Genomic DNA, 24,627 nt, shown 5'->3' on the forward strand with positions numbered 1-24,627 from the left:
GGGACGGTCACCACTGTCCCGAGGCCCCGCTCCCGCCGCGTCGCGCCAGGGTCGGCATCCCGGCTACGCCGCCAGGCTGGTCCGCCCCGCACCGTGTACGTCTCCAGGTGGACGGAAGGGGCGCGCAACGAATCGCCGCCCCGCCCCGCACGGACGCAACGAATCGCTTACCGGCACGCAACGGCTCCTTCTTGTCCGCCCTGGTCAGCCCGCCGTACCGTCTACATGGCCCCCACATCCACCCTTTCGCCCCGGTGAGGACACGCATGCGTACCGCCCTGCTCCAGAGCTCCGGTCGCCCCGGCTCGGTCGTCGAGAACCTCAAGGTCCTCGACGAGGCCGCGGGCCGTGCCGCCGCCGCGGGCGCCGGGCTGCTGGCCGCGCCGGAGATGTTCCTCACCGGGTACGCGATCGGCGACGACATCGCCCGCCTCGCGGAGCCGGCCGACGGGGACAGCGCGGACGCGGTCGCGGAGATCGCGTCGAGGCACTCTCTCGCCATCGCGTACGGCTATCCGGAACGCTCCGGGGACGCGGTCTTCAACTCCGCCCAGCTGATCTCGGCCACGGGCGACCGCCGGGCCAACTACCGCAAGACCCACCTCTTCGGCTGCTTCGAGCGCGACCACTTCACCCCGGGGGAGCAGCCGGTCGTCCAGGCCGAGCTCGGCGGACTGACCGTCGGCCTCATGATCTGTTACGACGTCGAGTTCCCGGAGAACGTCCGCGCCCACGCCCTCGCCGGCACCGACCTCCTGGTCGTGCCGACCGCGCAGATGCACCCCTTCCAGTTCGTCGCCGAGTCGATGATCCCGGTGCGGGCCTTCGAGAACCAGATGTACGTCGCCTACGTCAACAGGGTCGGCCAGGAAGGGGAGTTCGAGTTCGTCGGGCTCTCCACCCTCGCCGGTCCCGACGGGATCGCCCGCACCCGCGCCGGACGCGGCGAGGAGCTGGTGTTCGCGGACGCCGACCCGGTCTCCCTCGCCGCCTCCCGCGAGGCGAACCCGTATCTGCACGACCGCCGCCCCGGGCTCTACGGGTCCCTGGTCTGAGCCTCCCCCTCTTTCTTTCGCAGTCGCTAGGAGTCCGTACCCCATGACGTCCACGGTGCCCAACGCCGTCCAGCACGCCGACGAGCAGCAGCCGCCGATCACCATGTTCGGCCCGGACTTCCCGTACGCCTACGACGACTTCCTCGCCCACCCGGCGGGTCTCGGCCAGATACCGGCGACCGAGCACGGCGCCGAGGTCGCGGTGATCGGCGGCGGGCTGTCCGGCCTCGTGGCCGCGTACGAGCTGATGAAGATGGGCCTCAAGCCGGTCGTGTACGAGGCCGACCAGATCGGCGGACGGCTGCGCACCGTGGGCTTCGACGGCCCGGGCACCGACGGCCTCACCGCCGAGATGGGCGCGATGCGTTTCCCGCCGTCCTCCACGGCGCTCCAGCACTACATCGACCTGGTGGGCCTGAAGACGCAGCCCTTCCCCAACCCCCTTGCGGAGGCGACCCCTTCGACGGTCGTCGACCTCAAGGGCGAGTCGCACTACGCCGAGACGATCGACGACCTGCCCCAGGTCTACCGTGATGTCGCCGCGGCCTGGAACAAGTGCCTCGAAGAGGGCGCCGACTTCTCCGACATGAACCAGGCCATGCGGGAGCGGGACGTGCCGCGCATCCGCGAGATCTGGGCGAAGCTCGTCGAGAAGCTCGACAACCAGACCTTTTACGGCTTCCTCTGCGAATCCGAGTCCTTCAGGTCCTTCCGGCACCGCGAGATCTTCGGCCAGGTCGGCTTCGGCACCGGCGGCTGGGACACCGACTTCCCCAACTCCATCCTGGAGATCCTGCGGGTCGTCTACACCGAGGCCGACGACCACCACCGCGGCATCGTCGGCGGCTCCCAGCAACTGCCGCTCAGGCTCTGGGACCGGGCGCCCGAGAAGATCGTCCACTGGCCCTACGGCACCTCCCTGGCGCAGCTGCACGTGAACGGCGAGCCGCGTCCCGCGGTCACCCGTCTGCACCGCACCGCCGGCAACCGGATCACGGTGACCGACGCCGACGGCGACATCCGCACCTACCGGGCGGCGATCTTCACCGCCCAGTCCTGGATGCTGCTGTCGAAGATCGCCTGCGACGACTCGCTCTTCCCGATCGACCACTGGACGGCGATCGAGCGCACCCACTACATGGAGTCCTCGAAGCTGTTCGTGCCCGTGGACCGGCCGTTCTGGCTGGACAAGGCCGTCGACGACAGGGGAAACCCGACCGGCCGGGACGTCATGTCGATGACCCTCACCGACCGTATGACGCGCGGGACCTACCTCCTCGACGACGGTCCCGACAAACCGGCCGTCATCTGCCTCTCGTACACCTGGTGCGACGACAGCCTGAAGTGGCTGCCGCTGTCCGCGAACGAGCGGATGGAGGTCATGCTGAAGTCGCTCGGCGAGATCTACCCGAAGGTCGACATCAGGAAGCACATCATCGGCAACCCGGTGACGGTGTCGTGGGAGAACGAGCCCTATTTCATGGGCGCGTTCAAGGCCAACCTGCCCGGCCACTACCGCTACCAGCGGCGCCTGTTCACGCACTTCATGCAGGACCGGCTGCCCGAGGACAAGCGGGGCATCTTCCTCGCGGGCGACGACATCTCCTGGACGGCCGGCTGGGCCGAGGGCGCGGTCCAGACCGCGCTGAACGCGGTGTGGGGGGTCATGCACCACTTCGGCGGGGCGACCGACGCGACGAACCCGGGCCCGGGGGATGTCTACGACGAGATCGCGCCGGTGGAACTGCCGGAGGACTGAGCCGTTCGACGGCGCAGGCCCGAGGAGACCGCCGTCCCGAGGGCCAGTACGCACAGCGCGAGGCCGCCGTACACGACCGGGTTCACCCAGCCCGGCACCAGCTCGGTTCCCTCGCCCTTCCACGTGACGCACTGCACGCTGACCGGCAGGGCCGGCCGGGTGACCACGTGGTCGCCGCGCGCACCGGCGGCCGCGCACATCTGGTCCGGGTCCAGGATGTAGAAGCCGCTCGTCACGCCGTACGCGTACGCGCCCAAGGCGGCCGCGCCGGCGAGCACCGCCACCAGCACGCACGACATGGCATCGGGCAGCCGCAGCCCGCTGCCGAGTTCCCGGTCGTAGGCTCGCTTGGCCAGCACCAGGGCGGCGCCCGCGACCACGAACGGCGTCACGAGCGGTGCGAAGGTCAGGGTAAGGAGGAGGAAAACCGCCACGTGTGTCCAGACAGACTCAGGGGACGTTCGGTTCCTCGGCTGTCGGCGCGGGTCGGCCGGATCAGTCCGGCAGCGGTGTCAGCAGCATCCGTCCCGCGAACCCCACCGCCGTGTCCAGCCGCTCCCTGAACTCCCCGGCGACATCGGGCAGTCCGCGCAGCGCCCACAGTGCGCGAGCCGCCGTCCAGGTGGCGTCCCGGGCCCGCTCCAGACTCCACGCGCCGAGCAGATGGGTCAGCGGGTCGGCGATCTGGAGGAGGTCGGGGCCCGGCATCAGATCCTCGCGGATGCGCTCCTCCAGCGAGACGAGGAGATCGCCCACGCGGTCGAACTCGTCCTCCACGTCGACGGGTTCGCAGCCGAGCGTACGACAGGTGTCCACGACGGCCAGCGCCAGATCGTGCCCGATATGCGCGTTGATGCCCGCGAGCGCGAACTGCAGGGGGCGTACTCCGGGATGGCGGCGGTACTGGAACAGGGGCCGCCAGCACGCGGGTGGGCGGCGCTCGTCGGTCACCGTCTCGACCGCCCGCAGGTACCGCTCGGCGAACCGCACGTCCAGCGTGATCGCGGCGCGCGCGTCCGTGAACCGGCCCGCGTCGATGTCCCGGTCGACGGCCTCCGTGACGGCGAGGTAGACACGGTTGAAGACCGCGATCCCGTCCCGTTCCGGAAGCGCCTCGTCCAGGGCGCGCATCCGTGAGACGACGGCGTCGACGGGAGTGACGAACTGTTCCAACTGCGGCATGGAGGCAGGGTCCCAGGCCTAGGCTGGCCGAAGTGTCGGCGGGCCCGGTGCTTCCCCAGAACGGGGGAACGCCGCCGCCGAAGGGGGAGGGGATCAGCAGGTGCCAGGCCAACGTGCCCATCGCCTGGCCGAACGCAGGGCCGAGCGCCGGCGTGCCGCCCGGCGGAGCGGCATGGTCGCGGCGGCCTCCGTCGTGGTCGCCGTGGGCACCGCGACCGGGATGATGTCCGCGCTCGACGACGGGCGGGGCTCCGACGAGGCCCGCCCCGAGGTGACGGACTCCCCGACCCTGGATCCGCGGCCTCCCGCACCCTCGCCGTCCCCCTCGGTCACCGAGTCGCCTTCTCCGTCCGCCTCTCCGAAGAAGAAGGCGGCGAGCCCGGCGCCCTCGCCGACGAGGACCGAGAAGAAGCAGCAGACCGCGGCCGTCTCCACCCGCCTCTACCGTCACTCCGAGTCACAGGTCCTCGGCTGGGTCCGCGACAACCCCGGCGACGCACGCCAGGACGTCATTCGGTCCCGTATCGCCGACCAGCCGGCTGCCGTCTGGTTCGCCGACTACACGCCGGCCACCATCACGGCACGCGTGCGTGCGGTCACCTCCGGGGGCGCGGCGCAGGGCCGGGTGCCGGTGGTCGTGGCGTACGGGATCCCGGACCGCGACTGCGGCGGGGCCTCCCAGGGCGGGGCGCCGGACCTCGACGCCTACGACGCCTGGATCGACAGGTTCGCCGCCGGGCTCGGCTCCGGCGAGGTCGTCGTGATCCTGGAGCCCGACTCGATAGCGCAGACCGACTGTCTCTCCGCCGGCCAACGGGCCGACCGTTTCGCCTCGTTGGCCCGTGCCGGGCGGACCTTCAAGGACGCGAACCCGAAGGCCCGGGTCTACTTCGACGCCGGCCACTCCGGCTGGCACCCGGCGGCCAAACAGGCCGATCTGCTGCGGCAGGCGGGCGCCGGCTCGGCCGCCTCCTCGGACGGCGTCTTCAGCAACGTCTCCAACTTCCACCGCACCGCCGACGAGATCGCCTACGACCGACGGGTCCTCGACGCCCTGGGCGGCCCGGCGAGCCTCGGCGCCGTCATCGACACCAGCCGCAACGGCAACGGCGCTCCGCCGGACGGCGAGTGGTGCGACCCCGACGGCCGCAAGCTCGGCCGGGCCCCGACCCTGAACACCGGCGAGGCCCGCATCGACGGCTATCTGTGGGTGAAGCTGCCGGGGGAGTCGGACGGCTGCAAGGGCTCGCCCGGCACGTTCACACCGTCGTACGCCTACGACTTGGCGCGCTGAGCGACCGGGTTCACGGCCGCCGGTCGGGAACCGCCGCGGCCGGCCGGCTGACCTTCGGACGGTCGCGGTCCCCGGCGCGCAGCACACCCGCGAAGGCCACGAGCCCGCTCGCCAGCACGGTCACCAGGACGAACGACACCAGCAGGCTGGTCGCCTGGGCGATGGTGCCGATCGCGCTGGGGGCGACCAGACCGGAGGTGTACGTGATGGTCGCGACACCCGCGATGGCCAGACTGGGGTTGGACCCGCTGCGGCCCGCGGCGGCGAAGCACAGCGGCACGACCACCGCGATCCCCAGCCCCATCAGCGCGAACCCGGCCATCGCCACCGCCGGATGGTTCGCCACGACGATGAGCAGCCCGCCGAGCACGGCGAGGACACCGCTGGCCCGGACCGTGCGCACCGAGCCGAACCGGTCCACGATCCGGTCACCGGCGAGCCGCGCGACGGCCATGGTGAACGTGAAGCCCGTCGTGCAGGCGGCCGCGAGCCCCGCCGAGGTCTCCAACTGGTCCCGCAGATACACCGCCGACCAGTCCAGGCTGGCGCCCTCCGCGAACACCGCGCAGAAGCCGACGGCACCGATGAGCAGGGCCGACTTCGGGGGCAGCGCGAACCGCGGTGGCGGCTCCTCGTCCTCGGTGGGCTGCAGGTCCAGCACCCAACGGCAGGCCAGCAGGCCGAGGAAGGTGAGCACGGCCGCGGCCAGCGCATGGTGCACGCGCGCGTCCGAGCCCAGATGCGCGGCGAGTGTGCCCGCCGCCGAGCCGACCAGGGCGCCCGCGCTCCACATGCCGTGCAGGCCGGACATGATCGACCGGTTGAGCCGGTTCTCGACCTCGACACCGAGCGCGTTCATCGCCACGTCCGCCATGCCGGCGGTGGCGCCGTAGACGAAGAGGGACAGGCACAGGGTCAGCAGATTCGGGGACAGGGCTGGCAGCACCAGGGCCAGCGTCCACAGGGAGATGAGGCCGCGCAGCGCGTTCCGCGCGCCGAAGCGGTGGCTGATGCTCCCGGCCAGCGGCATGGCCACGGACGCGCCGAGCGCGGGGAACGCGAGGGCGAGGCCCAACTGGCCCGCGCTCACCGAGGCGTGGTCCTGGATCCACGGCACCCGGGTGGCGAACGACCCGGTCACGGCGCCGTGCACGGCGAAGACCGCGGCCACGGCGTACCGGGCGCGCTTCACCTGGCCCTGGTCGTACTCCACTGCGCTCATTCGCCCGCCCCTTCGCGGTCTCCGGTCCCCATCGGCGACGTAAACTATCAGGGTCCCTGCCTGATAGATAGTCGATGGAAGGCCGCCCTCGCACCGACCTGAGGGCCCGGCCGATCTGGAAGGATCCCGGCATGCCCGCATCCCCCAGCACCGCCCGGGCCATCAACGACCGGCTCGCCCTGCGACTGCTCCAGCAGGAGGGCCCGTTGACGGCAGGACAGCTGAAGCAGCTGACCGGTCTGTCCCGCCCCACCGTCGCCGACCTGGTGGAACGCCTCAGCGCCGCCGATCTGATCGAGGTGGTGGGGGAGTCGGGCGAGCAGCGCCGCGGACCGAACGCGAAGCTGTACGGCATCGTCGCGGACCTCGCCCATCTGGCGGCGCTCGACGTCCGCACGGAAGGCGTCGCCGTCCTCGTCTCCGACCTGCTGGGGCGGGTGCTGGCCGAGGCGTCCGTGCCGATCGGCGACGACACGGGGACGGGCCCCGCGGTCGAGCAGGCGGTGACGCTGGTCGAGCGCACGGCCAAGGAGGCGGGCGCGGACCGGCTGCACACCGTGGGTATCGGCGCGCCCGGCCTGGTCGACCCGGCCACGGGCGAACTCCGCGACTCCACCGGCCTGCCCGAATGGCACCGCCGCCTGGTCGCCGCCCTCCAGGAGCGCCTCCCCGAGGCCCGTGTCCACGTCGAGAACGAGACCAACCTCGCGGCGCTGGCGGAACAGCGGGAGGGGGCGGCTCGGGACCGGGACACGTTCGTGCTGCTGTGGCTGGGACACGGGACGGGGGCGGCGGTGGTGCTGGACGGTTCGTTGCGCAGGGGCGCCTCCGGGGGGACGGGGGAGATCGGATTCCTGCCGGTGCCCGGGACGCGGGGGCTGCCCTCGGCGACGGGGTGCGACGGCGGGTTCCACTCGCTGGCGGGGTCGGCGGCGATCGCGGAGCTGGCAGCGGAGTACGGAGTGGTGGGGGCCGCGTCCGGGGCCGAGCCGGTGGCGGCCGTGCTGGTGGCCAGGGCGGTGGCGGAGGGAGCGGACGGTTTCCTGGGCGCGCTGGCGGACCGGCTCGCTGTCGGGGTCTCGTCCGTCGTGGCCGTCCTGGACCCCGGGTGTGTGGTTCTCGGTGGGGAGGTCGGGCAGGCGGGCGGGGAGGAACTCGCCGCCCGCGTGGAACGGCGAGTCCGCCGGATGTCACCCCTGCCGACCGAGGTACGTCCCAGCGTTCTCGGCGGTGAGGCCGTCCTGCGCGGTGCCCTGCTGACGGCCCGGGACCGGGCGCAGGACGACCTGTTCGCTCCCCGCTAGGGACGCGGGGCTGTGCCGGCCGTACTCAGCCCTTGCTGCCGGGCCTGGCCGCCAGATACTCCTCGAACGTCCCCTTCCCCACAGCCTGTTCCGGCGCCAGATGCCCACCCGCCCGGAAGCCCCGGTACGCCTTCCCCGCCAACGGCACGTTCACCACAGCCCGGCGGCGCCCCGTCGCCTTCACATAAGCCCGAGCCAGCGACTCGAACGACCGCACCTGGGGCCCACCCAGGTCCGCCACCCGCCCCGCGGGCGACCCGGCCGCCAACTCGGCCAGCCGGTCCGCGACTTCGGCCACCTCGACCGGCTGGTCGCTCACACCTGCGGGAAGCAGCATGACCGGCGACTTGGCCATCGCCCGGAACACCCTCACCAGCAGATCGTGGAACTGGGTCGCCCGCAGCACGGTCCACCCCAGCCCCGACTCCTCGACCTGCTTCTCCACGGCGAGCTTGATCCGGTAGTACGGGAACGGCACCTGGTCGATGCCGACGATCGAGATGTAGACCAGATGTCCCACCCCCGCCCGCCGCGCCGCGGCGATCAGGTTCGCGGCCGCCTTCTCGTCCCCACCGGTCGGTGTGGTCGCACAGTGCACGACCGTGTCCACACATTCGACGGCCGCGTCCAGCGCGGCGCCCCCCTCTCGCAGGTCGACGGCGTACGGCTGGGCGTGCCGGCTGAGCACCCGCACCTCGTGTCCGTCCGCCCGCAGCCGTTCGGCGACGAGCCGGCCGAGCGTTCCGGTACCGCCGGTCACCAGGATCGTGGTCATGCTGGTCAGTCCCTTCGGACGCCGGACGCTCCCGGGCGGAGCGCCCCTCGCCGAGTGAGACCACGTACCCCCGGCGAAATGTGACAGGCCGCTACGGGTGGGCGAGCTGACCGCGTACGAATTCCAGCATGTCCGAGTTCAACACGGCCCGTACGTCGCCGATCAGCCCGTCCCGCAGGTCGAAGGTGACCAGGGCGGTGAGCGCCTCGCCCGTCCACAGTGCGACCCCGGTCCCGCCGTTGACCTCCGCCGTCGTGAGCCGCAGGTCGGCGCCCCACTTCTGGAACGAACCCAGCGCGAAGCGGACCACCTTCTCGCGGCCCTCGACCGGCCGCCGGGCCGCGGACACCTTGCCGCCGCCGTCGCTCCACCAGGTCGCATCGGCGGCGAGCAGCTTCTCCGGACCGGCGAGATCGCCTTCCCGGGCCGCCGTGACGAACGTCGCGACCAGCTTCTCCTGCCGCTCGGGCGCGGCCTCGAACCGCGACCGCGGTTCGCCCACCCGCTGTACCGCCCTGCGGTGCAACTGACGGCAGTTGGCCTCGCTCAGATCGAGGACGTCGGCGATCGCCCGGTATCCGTAGGCGAACGCCTCCCGCAGCACGTACACAGCCCGCTCGGTCGGCGTGAGCCGCTCCAGCAGGACCAGCAGCGCCATCGACACGGCGTCGCGCTGCTCGGCGGACTCTGGGGGTACCTCCCACGCCCTTAAGGCAGTGGGGGAGGGCCGAGCGTGCCGTCCGAGGTGACGACGGGCTCCGGCAGCCAGCTTCCGACGTAGGTCTCGCGCCGTGCCCTGGCAGAGGTCAGCCGCGTCAGACAGAGATTGGTGACGACCTTCGCGAGCCAGGCCCCGAGGTGCTCGATGCCGCCCCGGTCGGCGCCGCTGAAGCGCAGAAAGGCGTCCTGGACGGTGTCCTCGGCCTCTTCCGCCGAGCCCAGCAGGCGATAGGCCAGGCCGAACAGCCGCGGACGGTGGCTCTCGAACTCGTCGGCGATAGCACTCGTCATGCCTGTCACCCTGCCATGCCGGGGCGGTGAGGGACCCGGCGGCGGGCAAGGGCCGTCGTCACCGCCGCCGGGCCGTCTGCGGAGATCCAAAAAGGACTAGACCAGAGGGTCCAACAGGTCGGGCGTGTTGAGAAGTCCAGCGACACCACCTGTGAGCCACTCCACATCACTCACCCGTATGGACCTCGATCAGCCGTGGCACACTGGCTCTGTACCTTAAAGCAGCGCACTCCGGGGTCGGTGAAAGTCCGAACCGGCGGTTACAGTCCGCGACCCGGTCACTTCCAGTGACCGGTTGACCAGGTGAAATTCCTGGACCGACGGTTAAAGTCCGGATGGGAGGCAGTGCGCGGCGGGCGGGCATTCGTGCGCGTCGCCGTATCTACTCGTCCATGTGGGCGGGTCTGTCCGGCGTCGCCCCCAGTGCTCCTGCCCGTTCATTCTGTCGTCATCGACAGCCCCGGAGTCCGTGCCCCGATGTGGCAGGAGGACCCGGGAAGTGTTCACCGGAATCGTCGAAGAGCTGGGCGAGATCACCGCCGTCGAGAACCTCGGCGATGCGTGTCGCTTCCGCCTGCGAGGCCCCGTCGTCACCGAGGGCGCGAAGCACGGTGACTCGATCGCCGTCAACGGCGTCTGCCTCACCGTCGTCGAGCACGAGGGCGACGAGTTCACCGCGGACGTCATGGCCGAGACCCTCGACCGCTCCAGCCTCGGCGCCCTCGCCGTCGGCTCCCGCGTCAACCTCGAGCGCCCCACCGCCGTGGGCGCCCGTCTCGGCGGCCACATCGTGCAGGGCCATGTCGACGGCACCGGCCAGGTCCTGGAGCGCAAGCCGTCCGAGAACTGGGAGATCGTCAAGGTCTCCCTCCCCGCGGACCTCTCGCGCTACGTCGTGGAGAAGGGCTCCATCACCGTCGACGGCATCAGCCTCACCGTCGTCGACGCAGGCCCCGACTACTTCACCGTCAGCCTCATCCCGACCACCCTCGACCTGACCACGCTCGGCCACAAGCAGCCCGGCGACCCGGTCAACCTCGAGGTCGACGTCGTCGCCAAGTACGTCGAGCGGCTGCTCGCGAGCACCCAGGGAGCGGGCCGGTGAACTGGCTGAACTCCGAGGCGTTCACCGCCTTCGACCAGCACATCCTCTGGTCGGACATGATCGGCAACATCACCGGCCTGGCCGCCCTCGCCCTCGGCTGGCGGCGCTCCATCTGGAGCTGGCCCGTGCAGTTCCTGGCCGGCCTCATCCTCTTCGGCGCGTTCTACGGCCATCTGACCGGCAGCGCGGGCAAGCAGGCGATCGTCATGGTCGTCGCCCTGTACGGCTGGTGGCAGTGGAACCGCAACAAGGGCGAGACCGGCGACGGCCACATCGTTCCGCGGTTCGCCACCTGGACCGAGCGCGCGGTGATGGCCGGAGCGGCCGCCGCCGGCACCGTCGCGGTCGCCCTGCTCTTCAAGGCGTACCCGAGTCTGTCCTGGGACCCTTGGCCGGACGCCTACATCTTCGTCGGCACCGTCGTCGCCATGTACGCCCAGGCACGCGGCATGGTCGAGTTCTGGTTCGCCTGGCTCCTGGTCGACCTGGTCGGCGTCCCCCTCAACTTCGCCAACGGCTACGCCTTCTCCGGCTTCGTCTACGTCATCTACGGCGCGCTCGTCCTGTGGGGCATGCGCGACTGGTGGCTGCGCTCCCGCCAGGGCGCGCGGCCCGCTCTGGAAGGAGCGCCGGCATGAGCACGGCACCGATCCTGTACAGCACCGACGGCTTGGAAGACCTCACGCTCGACCCGATCGAGCAGGCCATCGCCGACATCGCCGCCGGCCGCCCGATCGTCGTGGTCGACGACGAGGACCGGGAGAACGAGGGCGACCTCGTCATCGCCGCAGAGAAGGCGACCCCCGAGATCGTCGCCTTCATGATGAGCGAGTGCCGCGGCCTGATCTGCGCCCCCATGGAGGGCGAGGAGCTGGAGCGGCTCGAACTGCCGCAGATGGTCGCGGACAACACCGAGTCGATGAAGACCGCGTTCACCGTCTCCGTGGACGCCTCCGCCGCTCACGGGGTGAGCACCGGCATCTCGGCCGCCGACCGCGCGACCACGCTCCGGCTGCTGGCGGGCGGTGACGCCGAGCCCACCGACTTCGTGCGCCCCGGCCACGTCTTCCCGCTCCGCGCCAAGGCCGGCGGGGTCCTCACGCGCAACGGCCACACCGAGGCCGCCGTCGACCTCGCCCGGCTCGCGGGCCTGCGCCCGGCCGGCGCCATCGTCGAGATCGCCGGCGAGGACGGCCGCATGCTGCGGCTGCCCGAGCTGATCCCGTTCGCCCGCAAGCACGGCCTGACGATCATCTCCATCGAGGACCTGATCGCCTACCGCCGGACCGCCGAGCCCACCGTCCGCCGCGAGGCCGAGGTCCACCTGCCCACCTCCCACGGCGAGTTCACGGCGTACGGCTACCGCTCCACCGTCGACGGCGTCGAGCACGTCGCCCTCGTCCACGGCGAGATCGGCGACGGCGAAGACGTCCTGGTGCGCGTCCACTCCGAGTGCCTGACCGGCGACATCTTCGGTTCCGCGCGCTGCGACTGCGGACCCCAGCTGGACGCCTCCCTGGCCCGCATACAGGACGAGAGCAGGGGAGTGGTGGTCTATCTGCGCGGCCATGAGGGGCGCGGCATCGGACTGGTCTCCAAGCTGCGCGCGTACGAGCTCCAGGAGCGCGGCCGCGACACCCTCGACGCCAACCTGGAACTCGGCCTGCCCGCCGACGCCCGGGACTACGGCGCGGGCGCCCAGATCCTCGAGGACCTCGGGGTGCGCAGTGTGCGCCTGATGACCAACAACCCCGACAAGTCCGACGCCCTTCTGCGCCACGGCCTCAAGGTCAACGGACGGGAGCCGATGCCGGTACAGGCGGGCGAGCACAACCTCACCTACCTGCGGACCAAGCGGGACCGGATGGGACACGACCTGCCCTGGCTGGAGACGCCCGCGACGGCGTCGACGTCCACCTGCAGCAACCAGTAACGAGGAGATCAGAGAACGTGAGCGGCAAGGGTGCACCGGAGCTGTCCGTACGCAACGTGGGTGACCTGCGGGTCGCCGTCATCGCGGCGCAGTGGCACGAGAAGGTGATGGACGGTCTGGTGGACGGCGCCCTGCGCGCCCTGCACGACCTGGGGATCGACGAGCCGACCCTGCTCCGGGTCCCCGGCAGCTGGGAGCTCCCGGTCGTCGCCAAGGTCCTCGCGGGCCGCGGCTACGACGCGATCGTCGCCCTGGGCGTCGTGATCCGCGGCGGCACCCCCCACTTCGAGTACGTGTGCCAGGGCGTGACCCAGGGCCTCACCCAGGTCTCCGTCGACACCGGAGTCCCCATCGGCATGGGCGTGCTGACCTGCGATACCGAGGAGCAGGCCCTGGACCGGGCGGGCATCGAGGGCTCCAACGAGGACAAGGGGCACGAGGCGGTGACGGCGGCCGTGGCGACGGCGGCCACCCTCCGCTCAGTATCTGAACCGTGGCGCTGACGGAACCCGGGTGTGGCATAGGCTGAGCGTCACCATGTCCAATAAGACGTTCGAGGAGCTCTTCTCCGAGCTCCAGCAGAAGGCCGCCACCGGCGACCCCGCCACTTCCCGCACCGCAGAGCTGGTCGGCAAGGGCGTCCATGCCATCGGCAAGAAGGTCGTCGAAGAGGCCGCAGAGGTCTGGATGGCCGCCGAGTACGAGGGCAAGGAGGCGGCCGCCGAGGAGATCTCGCAGCTGCTGTACCACGTCCAGGTGATGATGGTCGCCCGCGGCATCTCCCTGGACGACGTCTACGCCCACCTGTGAATCCGTCCGTTCCGCACCCACCCCGTCACGCGAAGGAAGCCGACCTCATGCTGCGCATCGCCGTCCCCAACAAGGGTTCCCTGTCAGGCCCTGCGGCGGAGATGCTGCATGAGGCCGGCTACCAGCAGCGCCGGGAGTCCAAGGAGCTGCGGATCGTCGACCCGGTGAACGAGGTCGAGTTCTTCTACCTCCGCCCCCGCGACATCGCGATCTACGTCTCCTCCGGCCGCCTCGACATCGGCATCACCGGCCGTGACCTGCTGATCGACTCCGGCGCCAAGGCCGAGGAGATCCTCCCGCTCGGCTTCGCCCGCTCCACGTTCCGCTTCGCCGCCAAGCCGGGCACGGCCGAGGGCGTCGAGGACCTCAAGGGCAAGACGGTCGCCACCTCCTACGAGGGCATCGTCGAGGGCCACCTCGCCGACAGCGGCGTCGACGCCTCCGTCGTCCACCTCGACGGCGCCGTCGAGACCGCCATCGAACTCGGTGTCGCCGAGGTCATCGCGGACGTCGTCGAGACCGGCACCTCGCTGCGCAACGCGGGCCTGGAGGTCTTCGGCGAGCCGATCATGAAGTCCGAGGCGGTCGTGATCCGCCGGGTGGACGCCGACACCTCCGCCGAGAGCGAGCCCAAGGTCCAGCAGTTCCTGCGCCGCCTCCAGGGCGTCCTCGTGGCCCGGACGTACGTGATGATGGACTACGACTGCCGGGTCGAGCAGCTCGAGAAGGCCGTGGCGTTGACGCCGGGCCTGGAGTCCCCGACCGTCTCCCCGCTGCACAACGAGGGCTGGGTCGCCGTCCGTGCGATGGTTCCGGCCAAGGAAGCGCAGCGGATCATGGACGACCTGTACGACATCGGCGCACGGGCGATCCTGACGACGTCCATCCACGCCTGCCGTCTCTGAGGGGCCGCGCAGCCATGTCCGACGTTCCCACCCTCCCCGTCACCTTCCGGCCGGGCCGCACCAGGGCCGTCCTGCTCACCGCCGCCGTCGCGCTCTTCGTGGTCATCACGGCGATCGCGCTGCTGCTGGAGAAGCTCGGCCCGGGCGAGCGCCTGAGCTTCATCTTCACCGCCGCGCTCCTGGCCGGTGTGCTGGCCCTGCTCGCCCGGGTGAAGGTGGTCGCCGACGAGTCCGGCGTCACCGTCGTGAACATCGCCGGCAAGCGGCATCTCGACTGGGCCGAGATCGTCCAGGTCAATCTCCGGCCCGGCGACCCCTGGGTGTTCCTCAACCTCACCGACGGCACCAGCCTGCCCGCCCTCGGCATCCAGCCCGGTATCGCCAAGCAGCAGGCCATCGCCGACGCCCGCGCACTGCGCGCCCTCGTCGAGTCCCGCGGCCCGGGGGATCTGCCGTAGAGGGCCATGTCTTGATTAATCTGTTGGCGGAGGCGTTTTCGTTGGCGCCTCCGCCGCTGAGGTTCCCCCCGGTCCTCAGAGGCCCACTGCTATCCGAGGAGTGATTCCCTCCAGCGATGGACGGATCGTCCTGTAGTACCTGCGCCGCCCCCTCCCGGCATACCGAGGCGGCGGCATGACCATCCCCCTGCTGCTCCTGGCAGCCGCCTTCCTGCTGATTCTCGCCAACGGCTTCTTCGTGGCCGCCGAGTTCGGCCTCGTGACGGTCGAGCGACCGGACGCCGAGAGGGCCGCGGCCGAGGGCGACAAGCGAGCCCGTACGGTCGTGGAGTCGCTCAAGGAGCTCTCCTTCCAGCTCTCCGGCACCCAGCTCGGCATCACCATCACCTCTCTCGTCGTCGGCATGCTCGCCGAACCGGCGCTCGCGGAGCTGCTGCACGGCCCGTTCGCCGCGCTCGGTGTCCCCGAGGGCGCCGTCTCCGGTGTCACCGTGGTCGTCGGCATGCTGCTGGCCTCCGCCGTGCAGATGGTGATCGGCGAACTCGTGCCCAAGAACTGGGCGGTGTCCAAGCCCTTGCAGGTCGCACGTTTCGTGGCCGGCCCGCAGCACGCCTTCGCGCGTCTGTTCCGCCCGGTCATCGCCGCGCTGAACGCCGTCGCCAACCGTCTCGTCCGCGCCCTGGGCGTCGAGCCCACCGAGGAGCTGGCCTCCGCCCGCACCCCCGGCGAGCTCGTCTCCCTGGCCCGGCACTCGGCGCAGGCCGGCGCCCTGGAACAGGACACGGCCGACCTCTTCGTACGGACCCTGTCGCTGGCCGAGCTGACCGCACAGCACGTGATGACCCCGCGCGTGAAGGTCAGTTCGCTCCAGGTGTCCGCGACCGCCGAGGACGTGGTCAACCTGACCCGTGCCACCGGCCTGTCCCGCTTCCCCGTCTACCGGGAGAAGATCGACGAAATCGTCGGCATGGTCCACCTCAAGGACGCGCTGGCCGTTGCGGCCCACGACCGGCTGCGCACCCCGGTCGCCAGGATCGCCCGCCCGGCCCTGCTCGTGCCGGAGACCCTTCCGGTCCAGCCGCTGCTGGCCCGGCTGCGCAGCGAGCAGCCCATCGCCGTCGTCGTCGACGAGTACGGCGGCACGGCCGGTGTGGTCACCCTGGAGGACATCGTCGAGGAGATCGTCGGCGAGGTCCGCGACGAGCACGACGGTCTGGACGTCCCCGAACTCGCCGCCGCCCCGTCGGAGGACGGCCAGCCCGCCTGGGACGCCGACGGCAGCTGCCGTGTCGACATCCTCCAGCGCATAGGCCTCGACGTGCCCGAGGGACCGTACGAGACGGTCGCCGGGCTCGTCGCCGATCTGCTCGGCCGGATCCCGGCCGTGGGCGACCGGGCCGAACTTCCCGGCTGGCGGCTCTCGGTACGCCAGGTCGGGCACTACCGCGCCGAGCGCGTACGAATGGTCAGGACGGCCCCCGCGGTTGTGGAGGCCGCCCGATGAGCGTGCTCCAACTCCTGTTCGCCGCCCTGCTCGTGCTCGCCAACGGCTTCTTCGTCGGCGCCGAGTTCGCCCTCGTGTCCGTCCGGCGCAGTCAGATCGAGCCGCTCGGCACGGCCCGGGCCCGGCAGGTGCTGTACGGCCTGGAACGGCTGCCGCAGATGATGGCCGCGGCCCAGTTCGGCATCACCATCTGCTCGCTGACGCTGGGCGCGGTCGCCGAGCCGACCGTCGCCGAGTTGCTGGAGCCGGTCTTCGAGTGGATCCACATGCCGCACGGCATGATCCACCCGCTCGGCTATGTCATCGCCCTCGCCGCGGTGGTCTTCTTCCACCTCGTCATCGGCGAGATGGTCCCGAAGAACCTCGCGATGGCCGCCCCGGAGAAGGCCGCGCTGTGGCTGAGCCCCGGTCTGGTCGCCTTCGCCCGCGTCTGCCGGCCGATCACCATCGCCCTCGGTGCCTGCGCCCAGGGCATCCTGCGTCTCTTCCGCGTCGAGCCCAAGGACGAGGTCGAGGCGGTCTTCACCAGCGAGCAGCTCAACCGGCTGGTGGAGGACGCGGGTCAGGCGGGCCTCCTGGACCCCGAGGAGCAGGAACGCCTCGAGGACGCCCTGGAACTGGGCTCCCGCCCGGTCACGGACGTCCTGCTGAAGCGTGAGTCACTGGTGACGGTGGGGCCCTCGGTCACACCCGGCCAGGTCGTGGAGCTCACGGCCCGCACCGGCTACTCCCGCTTCCCGGTCGTGGCCGACAACGGCGCCTTCATGGGCTACCTGCATGTGAAGGACGTACTGGACCTGGAGGAATCGGAGCGGGCGGTGCCCCAGCACCTCTGGCGCAAGATGACGACCCTGCGGTCCGAGCTCCCCCTGGACGACGCCCTGACGGTCATGCGCCGAGCGGCGACGCACCTGGCCCAGGTGACGGACGCGTCGGGCAGGGTCCTGGGCCTGGCGGCCTTGGAGGACGTACTGGAACTCCTGGTGGGCGAGGTGACCGACCCGGCCCACCGGGAGACACCGCCGCAACCGAGGATGGCCGAGCAGAAGGAAACGGTACCGAGCTGACGCGGGTTCCCCGCACCCACCCAGGGGCGCGGGGCCGTGTCGATGTGCGGCTCCGCCGCGTGGGCGCGACAAGCCACGACGGGCCCGCAGTCGCGCGACGTCAGAAGTCACCGTGCTCTTGGGCGGAGCTCACATCGCCGACGGATCCTGGGGACCCCGCCCCGACAGCACTTCCCCGTACGCCTGCATAAGATCCGGCAGCCGCAGTGTCGACAAGTCGTCCCGCGTCAGCATCCCCGGATAGGTCGACAACCGAAGATCCCGGTACGCGCAGCTCTTCTCGTACAGCGTCCGCAGGAACCGCCCGTTCCCCAGCTCGTCGATCCACCCCTGGTCCACCACATGCCCGGCGATCGACCGCAGCTCGTCGAGGGCCTCCTCGTCCCACACGTCACCGTTCTCATGGGCCAGCACCTCGCCGATGGAGGTGAGTTCGAGGGGCCGGTACGAGGGGAAGTCCACCCGGGTGGTGAAGCGGGAGGACAGTCCGGGGTTGGCGGTGAGGAGCCGGTCCATGCCCTCGGGGTAACCGGCGAGGATGACGACCAGGTGGTCCCGGTTGTCCTCCGCCCGCTTCAGCAGCACCTGCAAGGCTTCGTCGCCGTACGCGTCGCCCTTGCCGTAACCGGAGTTGGAGAGCGCGTACGCCTCGTCCACGAAGAGCACCCCGCCGATCGCGGAGTCGATGAGCTCGTTGGCCTTCACGGCGGTCTGTCCGAGGTACTCGCCGACGAGGTCGGCGCGCTGCGCCTCCACGAGGTGGTCGCCGCCGAGCAGCCCGAGGGCGTAGAAGACGCGGCCCAGGATGCGGGCGACCGTGGTCTTGCCGGTGCCCGAGGGGCCGGAGAAGACGAAGTGCCGCTTGGGCGGCTGGACCGGCAGACCCTGCCCGGCGCGCAGCCGCGCCATGTTCAGCTGGGCCGACAACGCCTTGACCTGGCGTTTCACGGGTTCCAGCCCCACCATGCGCTCGAGTTCGGTGAGCGCCTCCTCCAGTAAGACGGGGTCGGTGGGGCCGGCGGGCAGCGCCTGAGTCGGGACGATCTTCTCGCGCACCGAAGGGTCGGTCACCGAGGGCAGCGGGCCGGCGGGCGGCAGGTCGGGGTCGGAGAACTTGAGGTCACGTCCGTCGGTGCCGCCGAAGAGCGGGTCGAGGCCGTCCGGTCCCTCCAGGACGTCCTGGGCGCCGGAGAGGGCGATCGAGGCGAGGTCCGCCGCGGCGTCGTCGTAGCCATCGCCCTCGGAGATCGCGGCGAGCCGGGCCGAGGTGTCCATGAACGCCGGGTCGACGCGGTGCACGGCACGGTAGAGGGGGAGGGCGGCGGCGGAGCGGCCGGTGCCTTCGTGCGCGCGGGCGAGCCAGTAGCGCAGCTCCTTGCGCTGGGGCTGTTCGCTGCGACAGCGCATCAGGGCCGCCGAGAGAAGCGGCTCGGCCTGTCCGAACATCTCCAGGCGCACCCGGGCCATGCCGCCGAACAGACCCGCCTCGATGCCCAGCAGGGAATCGTCGATCAGCGGGTCGGTGTGCCGCACGAGCTGGTCCCAGTCCTTGACCAGATAGGCGCGACAGGCGTGCAGGAAACGCACCTGGGCGTCGGTGTCCACGGGCGGCAGGCTCGCGAGGGCCCGGTCCAGCTCCGGGACATGGCGTCCGTCCAGCCAGTGCGAGGCGTGCGCGAGCAGCAGGTCGCGCGGGCTCTCCAGCACGGGCTGCACCCACCAGCCCAGCCAGTACCAGGAGTTGAGGGTGCGACGGTGCCGGGCCCGCTGTTCCCCGAAGCGCTCCCGGTGCCGGAACATCCGCAGCAGCGCGGTCGTCGTGTCGACGCGCAACGCGTGCAGCCCGAGCCAGCCGTCGGCCATTCCCGGGTCCATCCGCACCGCGGCGCGGAACTCCTCCTCCGCCTGCGGATAGGCGCCCATCGTGTAGGCATCCACACCTCGCAGCCAGGCGAGGTCGGCCGGGGCCTGCGGGCCCTGCGTGCCGAAGTCCATCACGTCCCCCACAAACCGTGCCCCCGTTGGTGAGTCACCGGGCCGTCGCCCGCCGACCTCCTTGATCGAACAGCCTTGCTGCGGACCGGAGTTGCAACGGTGCGCAGAGCTGCCCGTCCGTAGGTCGCACCGAGGGCATCGTACCTGCGGGGGTACGGCCCACCGAAGGGTGCCGCACAGGCCGTTTGGCGAGGTGGGAGCAGACGGGGCGCACACACAATGGTGACCCAGGGTGAGCGAATAACGGCTCGCAGCACCCGGAAAAGAAGTTGAGGGCAGAACGAAGCCCCCGATCACGGGGGAACAACCGGGGGCTTCGCGTCTGAGGGCGGCCGCTGAAGGCCGCACATTCAGAACGTAAGTCCTGTACGGCCCCCCGGTCAAGCCGAGTTGAAGCACTCCGGGAAGTTCAGAAGCAAGGGCCTTCACAAGTTCAGCACACAGCGGATGGTCCGTCACCCAGAGTGATTTTGTGGTCCGGTCCAACCGTCCCGGAAGGTCCCGGGAGCACCTCGTACCCCTGCTTTCCCTGCCGCACCAGAAGGTCGGCAGAGGGGCGCGAGGGGTCACCGGCGAAGTGTTCGGCCTCGGCCCGGACCCACTCGGCCCAGAACTCCCGCTGCTCCTCCCCGTCCCGCGACCTGCCACGCGTCCAGGACTCCTCGCGGGGCAACTCCATCCACAGCAGCCGCGCCAGATGCGGGCGCATCACGCGGCGGCCCGCTCCGACGCCTTCGACGAGGACCACGGGCGCCGCCGGGAGGGCGCGGGGCGGGCCGAAGCGGCGGGTGTGCCAGTCGTAGGGGGCATAGTGCGCGGTCTCGCCGTGGCGGAGCGGCTCGATCACCTGGGTCAGCAGTCGGCCGGTCCAGCCGAACAGCTCGTCATGGCTCGCGATGTCGTCGAGGTGCAGCACCGGCGCGTCGCCCAGCGCGGCCGCCAGCCGTCCGGCGAACGTGGACTTTCCGGAGCCGGCGTGACCGTCGACGGCGATCAGGCGGACCGGGCCGCAGGACGGCGGGAGGCCGCGGAGGTGGTCGGCGAGGGCGCGCATGGCCGAGTCCTGGAGCTTTCACGAGTCCGACGGGGAGCGGTCAGCACTCTAGTGCCGCGGCAGGCAACGTTTGCCCGTCAAGGAGCGGCGTCGTGGGGGTCCCTCCCGCCCGAGCCGTGCGAAGCGCGGTTCGAGGGTGGGGGAGCGTGCTCTCGGCGTGCCGGCCGGAAGCCCTCGTACTGGACGTACTTGGGCTTTCGGCCGGTGCGGCGAGAGTGCGTGCCGGGCGTCGCGACGGGGCAAACGTTGCCTGCCGCGGCAGTACCGGCGGTGCGGGGATACGCCGTCGCAGGTCATGTCAGTGGTCCAGTCCCATATTCGTGGGCGTGGCATGGCCCGAAGTGCTGGCAGGACCGTGCGGCTTTGGCCATAGTTGGCGCACAACCGTGCAGTGGACCTGCCCAGACTCGGACCACTTGGGGGTCATTCCGCCCATGAGCAGAGCCGAACAGCCGTCCCGCAGAACCGTCCTGGCCGCCGCGGTCGCCGCAGCGGTGGCCGGCGCGGCGAGCCCGGCGACCGCCGCCGACGGCACGACCGACGCAGCGGACACCGACCGGGCGCAACCCCGCCTCGTCGACAACCGTTTCTGGACCACGTACGCCGACTGGCGCGGCGGCAGCGCGAAGGGCGCCCGTGCCGTCGCCGGTCCCCGGCCGGGGGTGGTGATCGGCGCCGCCGCGGGCAGCGTCGACTACACGGACCCGCACACCGGGAAGACGGCTGCCTGGGAGTACGCCACCTGGACGTCCCCCGTCCACAGGCTCGCCGTCCCCGCCACCGAGGCGATCGCGTCCTGGAACGCGCACACCCCGGACGGCACCTGGCTCCAGGTCGAGCTGAAGGGGACCTACTCCGACGGCACGGACACCCCCTGGTACGTCATGGGCCGCTGGGCCGCCGGCGACCAGGACATCCGGCGGACCTCGGTCGACGACCAGACCGACGACAAGAGCAGCATCTGGACGGACACCTTCGCCGTCGACGACCCGGCGACGGGCCTGCGCCTCACCTCGTACCGACTGCGGCTGACCCTCTACCGCAAGCCGGGCACCAAGAAGACCCCCACGGCGTGGCGGCTCGGCGCGATGGGCTCCGACATCCCGGACCGCTTCACCGTCCCGGCCTCCACGCCCGGCCTCGCCCAGGAGCTGATCGTCCCGCGCTACTCGCAGGAGATCCACGCCGGCCAGTACCCGGAGTACGACAACGGCGGCGAGGCCTGGTGCAGCCCCACCTCCTCGCAGATGATCATCGAGTACTGGGGCGGCCGGCTCACCCGGGAGCAGCTCGCCTGGGTCGATCCGACCTACGCCGATCCGCAGGTGTGCCATGCGGCCCGGTACACGTTCGACTATCAGTACGCGGGCTGCGGGAACTGGCCGTTCAACGCGGCCTACGCGGCGACCTTCAAGGACCTCCAGGGCGTGGTCACCCGGCTCGGCTCCCTCACCGACCTGGAGACGCTGATCGCGGCCGGCATCCCGGCCATAACGTCCCAGTCCTTCCTCAAGGAGGAGCTGACGGACGCGGGTTACGGCACCTCCGGCCATCTGATGACCGTGATCGGCTTCACCGCCGACGGCGACGTGATCGCCAACGACCCGGCCTCGCCCAGCGACGAGGCGGTGCGACGGGTCTACAAGCGGGCCGAGTGGGAGAACATCTGGCTCCGCACCAAGCGGTACAACGCCAGTGGCAAGGTCGTCTCCGGCACCGGCGGTGTCTGCTACCTCTACTTCCCGGCGAAGCCGACCGCGCGGCAGTGCAAGGCCCTCGCAGCGGTGGGTGTGCGCTGAGTCACACAGCAAGCAGGTCAAGGCCCCGGGAAACCGGGGCCTTTCCCCTGTGACCGACGTCTCTGCCGCAAAGGCCCTGGTCGGTGGCAAGGTGGACACATGACTGCGAACTCAGCCACCGCCGCCCGTGTCCGCACCGGCGGGCCCAAGGAAGACGGCCCGAAGGCCCTCGAGCACGTCATGGGCTGGACCCTCGTCGTGGTGGTCGCGATGCTCGTGACCCAGCTCGGTCTGCTGTGACCTGATCCATAGTTGACCTGACATACTGCGGGTGTCCCGCCCCGTTGAGACCAGGGTCGAAATTGAATATCAGCCAGCAGCGTGACGGCGCTCGTCCCAAGGCGCGCGGTACTGATCGTTCGGTTGCCCGCCGAGCCGAGCTCATCGCGATCGGGCGGAGGTTGTTCGCCGACACGTCCTACGACGCGCTCTCGATGGACGACATCGCCCGCCAGGCGCATGTCGCCAAAGGGCTGATCTACTACTACTTCCAGTCCAAGCGCGGCTACTACCTGGCCATCATCCAGGACTCCGTCGCCGACCTGGTCACCTTCGCGGCGAGCGGCCTCCAGCTGCCCCAGGTGGACCGGGTCCAGCGCACGATCGACAGCTATCTGCGCTTCGCCGAGCACAACCAGGCCGCGTACCGCACCGTCGTCAGCGGCGGGGTCGGCTTCGACGCCGAGGTGCACGCCATCCGGGACAGTGTGCGTGAGGCGATCGTCGCGACCATCGCCGACGGGGCGTACGGCCGTACCGACATCTCACCGCTGGCCCGCATGGGCCTGTTCGCCTGGGTGTGCAGCGTCGAGGGCGCCACGCTCGACTGGATCGACCGCCCGGCCCAGCTCACCCGCGACACCATGCGCGAACTCCTGGTGAAGACGCTCGGCGCCACCATGCGCGCGATCGAGGAGCTGGACCCCGACTGTCCGGCCCCCGCCCCGGCCCGCCGGGACACCTGACGCCGGACCACGCGGAGGGGCGGAGGGCTCGTGGTCCCCCCGCCCCAAGTCCCGCTCGGGCCCGGCTAGTTGATCGCCTTGATCAGCTCACCGCCCGCGGTGTCCCCGCTCAGCTCCCAGAAGAACGTGCCGCCCAGCCCCTGCTGGTTCTTGTATGTCATCTTCGTGGCGATGGTCGACGGGGTGTCGTAACTCCACCAGTTGTTCCCGCACTTGGCGTACGCCGTGCCACCCACCGTGCCGGTCGCCGGGCACTTCGTCTTGAGCACCTTGTAGTCCTCGAAGCCCGCCTCGTACGTCCCCGCCGCCGGGCCGGTCGCCGTGCCGCCCGGTGCCGACTGGGTGACGCCGGTCCAGCCGCGTCCGTAGAAGCCGAGGCCGAGCAGCAGCTTCGAGGCCGGGATACCGAGGCCCTTGAGCTTCGCGATGGTCGCCGACGTGTGGTAACCCGCCTGCGGGATACCGCTGTACGAGGTGAGCGCCGAGTGCGGAGCCGTCGGCCCGGTCGCCGCCCAGGCGCCGAAGTAGTCGTAGGTCATCGGGTTGTACCAGTTGACGTACTGCGCCGCACCCGCGTAGTCCGCCGCGTCGATCTTGCCGCCCGGGGTGGCGTCGGCCGTGATCGCCGCGGTGACCAGGTTGCCGGAGCCGAACTTGGCCCGCAGTGCCGACATCAGGTTCTTGAAGGCCGCCCGGCCGCTGGTGTCGCAGGTGTTGCCGCAGGCGTTCGGGTACTCCCAGTCGATGTCGATGCCGTCGAAGACATCGGCCCACTTCGAGTTCTCGACCAGGTCGTAGCAGGACTGCGCGAACGCGGCCGGGTTCTTCGCGGCCTCGCCGAAGCCGCTCGACCAGGTCCAGCCGCCGAAGGACCAGATGACCTTCAGGCCCGGGTGCTTCTTCTTCAGCTCACGCAGCTGGTTGAAGGTGCCGCGCAGCGGCTGGTCCCAGGTGTCGGCGACACCGTCCACGGACTCGGCGGCGGTGTAGGTCCGCTCGGTGGCCGCGTAGGAGTCGCCCATCGCGCACTTGCCGCCGGTGACGTTGCCGAAGGCGTAGTTGATGTGCGTGAGCCTCGCCGCGGAGCCGGAGGTCTCGATGTTCTTGACGTAGTACTTGCGGTCGTAGGTGCCCCACTCGGTGAAGTAGCCGACGACCTTGGAGCCGGCCTTCACCGCGGGCTTCGCCGCGGGTTCGGCGGTCGCGGTGCCCGCGCCGGCGAGCAGTCCGGCGCCGAGGACCGCGCAACACGCGGCGGACACGAGCGCCCGGAACCGGGCGCGGGGACGAGGGGAGTCGTGCATCGAGTGTCTCCTCGTGGGGGTGAGGGAGCGTGCGTCGATTGGCATGGACGCGGTAAGGCGTTGGTTCGGAACAGTAGGAGGACTAGACCAGTGCGTCAATGGTTCGGACCAATTTCGAGGACCGGC

25 protein-coding genes and 1 riboswitch are annotated in these 24,627 nt (G+C 70.8%); of the genes, 16 read left to right on the forward strand and 9 right to left on the reverse strand.

Annotated elements, in window-relative coordinates:
- Positions 1 to 266 precede the first annotated feature (266 nt).
- Positions 267 to 1,055 carry a carbon-nitrogen hydrolase family protein gene (locus QF037_RS38460; RefSeq protein ID WP_307033348.1) on the forward strand — a complete coding sequence of 263 codons (789 nt, stop codon included), beginning with the start codon at positions 267 to 269 and terminating at the stop codon, positions 1,053 to 1,055.
- 43 nt (positions 1,056 to 1,098) lie between these two features.
- Positions 1,099 to 2,814 carry a flavin monoamine oxidase family protein gene (locus QF037_RS38465; protein WP_307033349.1) on the forward strand — a complete coding sequence of 572 codons (1,716 nt, stop codon included), beginning with the start codon at positions 1,099 to 1,101 and terminating at the stop codon, positions 2,812 to 2,814.
- Here QF037_RS38465 and QF037_RS38470 read toward each other — a convergent pair.
- Positions 2,775 to 3,206 (reverse strand): hypothetical protein, encoded by a 432-nt coding sequence (locus tag QF037_RS38470; protein ID WP_307033351.1) that lies wholly within the window; start codon positions 3,204 to 3,206, stop codon positions 2,775 to 2,777. The genes QF037_RS38465 and QF037_RS38470 overlap by 40 nt on opposite strands.
- 103 nt (positions 3,207 to 3,309) lie before the next feature.
- A complete protein-coding gene (locus QF037_RS38475; RefSeq protein WP_307033353.1) occupies positions 3,310 to 3,996 on the reverse strand; it encodes a DUF5995 family protein in 687 nt (228 codons plus the stop codon).
- Positions 3,997 to 4,168: 172 nt separating this feature from the next.
- Here QF037_RS38475 and QF037_RS38480 point away from each other — a divergent pair, with 172 nt between their 5' ends.
- The gene (locus QF037_RS38480; RefSeq protein WP_307037579.1) at positions 4,169 to 5,290 is read left to right on the forward strand and encodes a glycoside hydrolase family 6 protein; all 1,122 of its coding nucleotides are present in this window, start codon (positions 4,169 to 4,171) and stop codon (positions 5,288 to 5,290) included.
- A 10-nt stretch (positions 5,291 to 5,300) separates the two neighbouring features.
- On the opposite strand, the gene QF037_RS38485 is transcribed toward QF037_RS38480, so the two are convergent.
- Positions 5,301 to 6,512 carry an MFS transporter gene (locus tag QF037_RS38485; RefSeq protein WP_307033355.1) on the reverse strand — a complete coding sequence of 404 codons (1,212 nt, stop codon included), beginning with the start codon at positions 6,510 to 6,512 and terminating at the stop codon, positions 5,301 to 5,303.
- 131 nt (positions 6,513 to 6,643) lie between these two features.
- On the opposite strand from QF037_RS38485, the gene QF037_RS38490 reads away from it, so the two are divergent.
- Positions 6,644 to 7,816, forward strand: coding sequence for an ROK family transcriptional regulator (locus QF037_RS38490; protein ID WP_307033358.1), 1,173 nt, complete (start codon positions 6,644 to 6,646; stop codon positions 7,814 to 7,816).
- A gap of 25 nt (positions 7,817 to 7,841) precedes the next feature.
- Here QF037_RS38490 and QF037_RS38495 read toward each other — a convergent pair whose 3' ends face one another.
- From QF037_RS38495 to QF037_RS38505, 3 genes are all read right to left on the reverse strand, one after another.
- The gene (locus QF037_RS38495; RefSeq protein WP_307033360.1) at positions 7,842 to 8,591 is read right to left on the reverse strand and encodes an SDR family oxidoreductase; all 750 of its coding nucleotides are present in this window, start codon (positions 8,589 to 8,591) and stop codon (positions 7,842 to 7,844) included.
- Between the two features lie 91 nt (positions 8,592 to 8,682).
- The gene (locus QF037_RS38500) at positions 8,683 to 9,249 is read right to left on the reverse strand and encodes a sigma factor-like helix-turn-helix DNA-binding protein (protein ID WP_307033363.1); all 567 of its coding nucleotides are present in this window, start codon (positions 9,247 to 9,249) and stop codon (positions 8,683 to 8,685) included.
- Between the two features lie 50 nt (positions 9,250 to 9,299).
- Positions 9,300 to 9,602: a sigma factor gene (locus tag QF037_RS38505; RefSeq protein WP_307033365.1), complete on the reverse strand. Its 303-nt coding sequence runs from the start codon at positions 9,600 to 9,602 to the stop codon at positions 9,300 to 9,302.
- Positions 9,603 to 9,824: 222 nt separating this feature from the next.
- A riboswitch (FMN riboswitch) is annotated at positions 9,825 to 9,955 on the forward strand.
- Between the two features lie 146 nt (positions 9,956 to 10,101).
- On the opposite strand from QF037_RS38505, the gene QF037_RS38510 reads away from it, so the two are divergent.
- The 9 genes from QF037_RS38510 to QF037_RS38550 all read left to right on the forward strand — a co-directional run bounded on the left by QF037_RS38510 (position 10,102) and on the right by QF037_RS38550 (position 17,384).
- The gene (locus tag QF037_RS38510; RefSeq protein ID WP_307033367.1) at positions 10,102 to 10,707 is read left to right on the forward strand and encodes a riboflavin synthase; all 606 of its coding nucleotides are present in this window, start codon (positions 10,102 to 10,104) and stop codon (positions 10,705 to 10,707) included.
- A complete protein-coding gene (locus QF037_RS38515) occupies positions 10,704 to 11,345 on the forward strand; it encodes a nicotinamide mononucleotide transporter family protein (RefSeq protein WP_307033369.1) in 642 nt (213 codons plus the stop codon). The genes QF037_RS38510 and QF037_RS38515 overlap by 4 nt, the downstream gene beginning before the upstream one ends.
- Positions 11,342 to 12,640, forward strand: coding sequence for a bifunctional 3,4-dihydroxy-2-butanone-4-phosphate synthase/GTP cyclohydrolase II (locus QF037_RS38520; protein ID WP_307033371.1), 1,299 nt, complete (start codon positions 11,342 to 11,344; stop codon positions 12,638 to 12,640). The genes QF037_RS38515 and QF037_RS38520 overlap by 4 nt, the downstream gene beginning before the upstream one ends.
- Positions 12,641 to 12,657: 17 nt before the next feature.
- Entirely contained in the window at positions 12,658 to 13,143 is a 486-nt protein-coding gene (ribH, locus tag QF037_RS38525; RefSeq protein ID WP_086764975.1) for a 6,7-dimethyl-8-ribityllumazine synthase, read from the forward strand.
- 34 nt (positions 13,144 to 13,177) lie between these two features.
- Complete coding sequence (locus tag QF037_RS38530) at positions 13,178 to 13,450, forward strand: phosphoribosyl-ATP diphosphatase (protein ID WP_307033373.1); 273 nt, start codon at positions 13,178 to 13,180, stop codon at positions 13,448 to 13,450.
- A gap of 47 nt (positions 13,451 to 13,497) precedes the next feature.
- Positions 13,498 to 14,355: an ATP phosphoribosyltransferase gene (gene hisG / locus QF037_RS38535; RefSeq protein WP_307033375.1), complete on the forward strand. Its 858-nt coding sequence runs from the start codon at positions 13,498 to 13,500 to the stop codon at positions 14,353 to 14,355.
- 14 nt (positions 14,356 to 14,369) lie between these two features.
- A complete protein-coding gene (locus QF037_RS38540) occupies positions 14,370 to 14,813 on the forward strand; it encodes a PH domain-containing protein (RefSeq protein ID WP_307033377.1) in 444 nt (147 codons plus the stop codon).
- A 175-nt stretch (positions 14,814 to 14,988) separates the two neighbouring features.
- Positions 14,989 to 16,317 (forward strand): hemolysin family protein, encoded by a 1,329-nt coding sequence (locus QF037_RS38545; protein WP_307033379.1) that lies wholly within the window; start codon positions 14,989 to 14,991, stop codon positions 16,315 to 16,317.
- On the forward strand, positions 16,314 to 17,384 hold the full coding sequence (locus QF037_RS38550; RefSeq protein WP_307033380.1) for a hemolysin family protein: 1,071 nt from the start codon (positions 16,314 to 16,316) through the stop codon (positions 17,382 to 17,384). Before QF037_RS38545 ends, QF037_RS38550 begins: the two co-directional genes overlap by 4 nt.
- A gap of 129 nt (positions 17,385 to 17,513) precedes the next feature.
- Here the strand turns inward: QF037_RS38550 and QF037_RS38555 are convergent, their stop codons facing one another.
- Positions 17,514 to 19,379, reverse strand: coding sequence for an AAA family ATPase (locus QF037_RS38555; RefSeq protein WP_307033382.1), 1,866 nt, complete (start codon positions 19,377 to 19,379; stop codon positions 17,514 to 17,516).
- Between the two features lie 433 nt (positions 19,380 to 19,812).
- A complete protein-coding gene (locus QF037_RS38560; RefSeq protein ID WP_307033384.1) occupies positions 19,813 to 20,433 on the reverse strand; it encodes a uridine kinase family protein in 621 nt (206 codons plus the stop codon).
- A 434-nt stretch (positions 20,434 to 20,867) separates the two neighbouring features.
- Here QF037_RS38560 and QF037_RS38565 point away from each other — a divergent pair, with 434 nt between their 5' ends.
- The 3 genes from QF037_RS38565 (at position 20,868) to QF037_RS38575 (ending at position 23,197) form a co-directional block, all read left to right on the forward strand.
- Positions 20,868 to 22,232: a peptidase C39 family protein gene (locus tag QF037_RS38565; protein WP_307033386.1), complete on the forward strand. Its 1,365-nt coding sequence runs from the start codon at positions 20,868 to 20,870 to the stop codon at positions 22,230 to 22,232.
- Between the two features lie 99 nt (positions 22,233 to 22,331).
- A complete protein-coding gene (locus QF037_RS38570; RefSeq protein ID WP_307033388.1) occupies positions 22,332 to 22,472 on the forward strand; it encodes an SCO1431 family membrane protein in 141 nt (46 codons plus the stop codon).
- Positions 22,473 to 22,534: 62 nt separating this feature from the next.
- On the forward strand, positions 22,535 to 23,197 hold the full coding sequence (locus QF037_RS38575) for a TetR/AcrR family transcriptional regulator (RefSeq protein WP_307033390.1): 663 nt from the start codon (positions 22,535 to 22,537) through the stop codon (positions 23,195 to 23,197).
- A gap of 65 nt (positions 23,198 to 23,262) precedes the next feature.
- Here QF037_RS38575 and QF037_RS38580 read toward each other — a convergent pair whose 3' ends face one another.
- Entirely contained in the window at positions 23,263 to 24,501 is a 1,239-nt protein-coding gene (locus QF037_RS38580) for a glycoside hydrolase family 18 protein (RefSeq protein WP_307033392.1), read from the reverse strand.
- Between the last annotated feature and the right edge of the window lie 126 nt (positions 24,502 to 24,627).

The sequence above is a fragment of the Streptomyces canus genome (assembly GCF_030815415.1).
Taxonomy (GTDB): domain Bacteria; phylum Actinomycetota; class Actinomycetes; order Streptomycetales; family Streptomycetaceae; genus Streptomyces; species Streptomyces canus_F.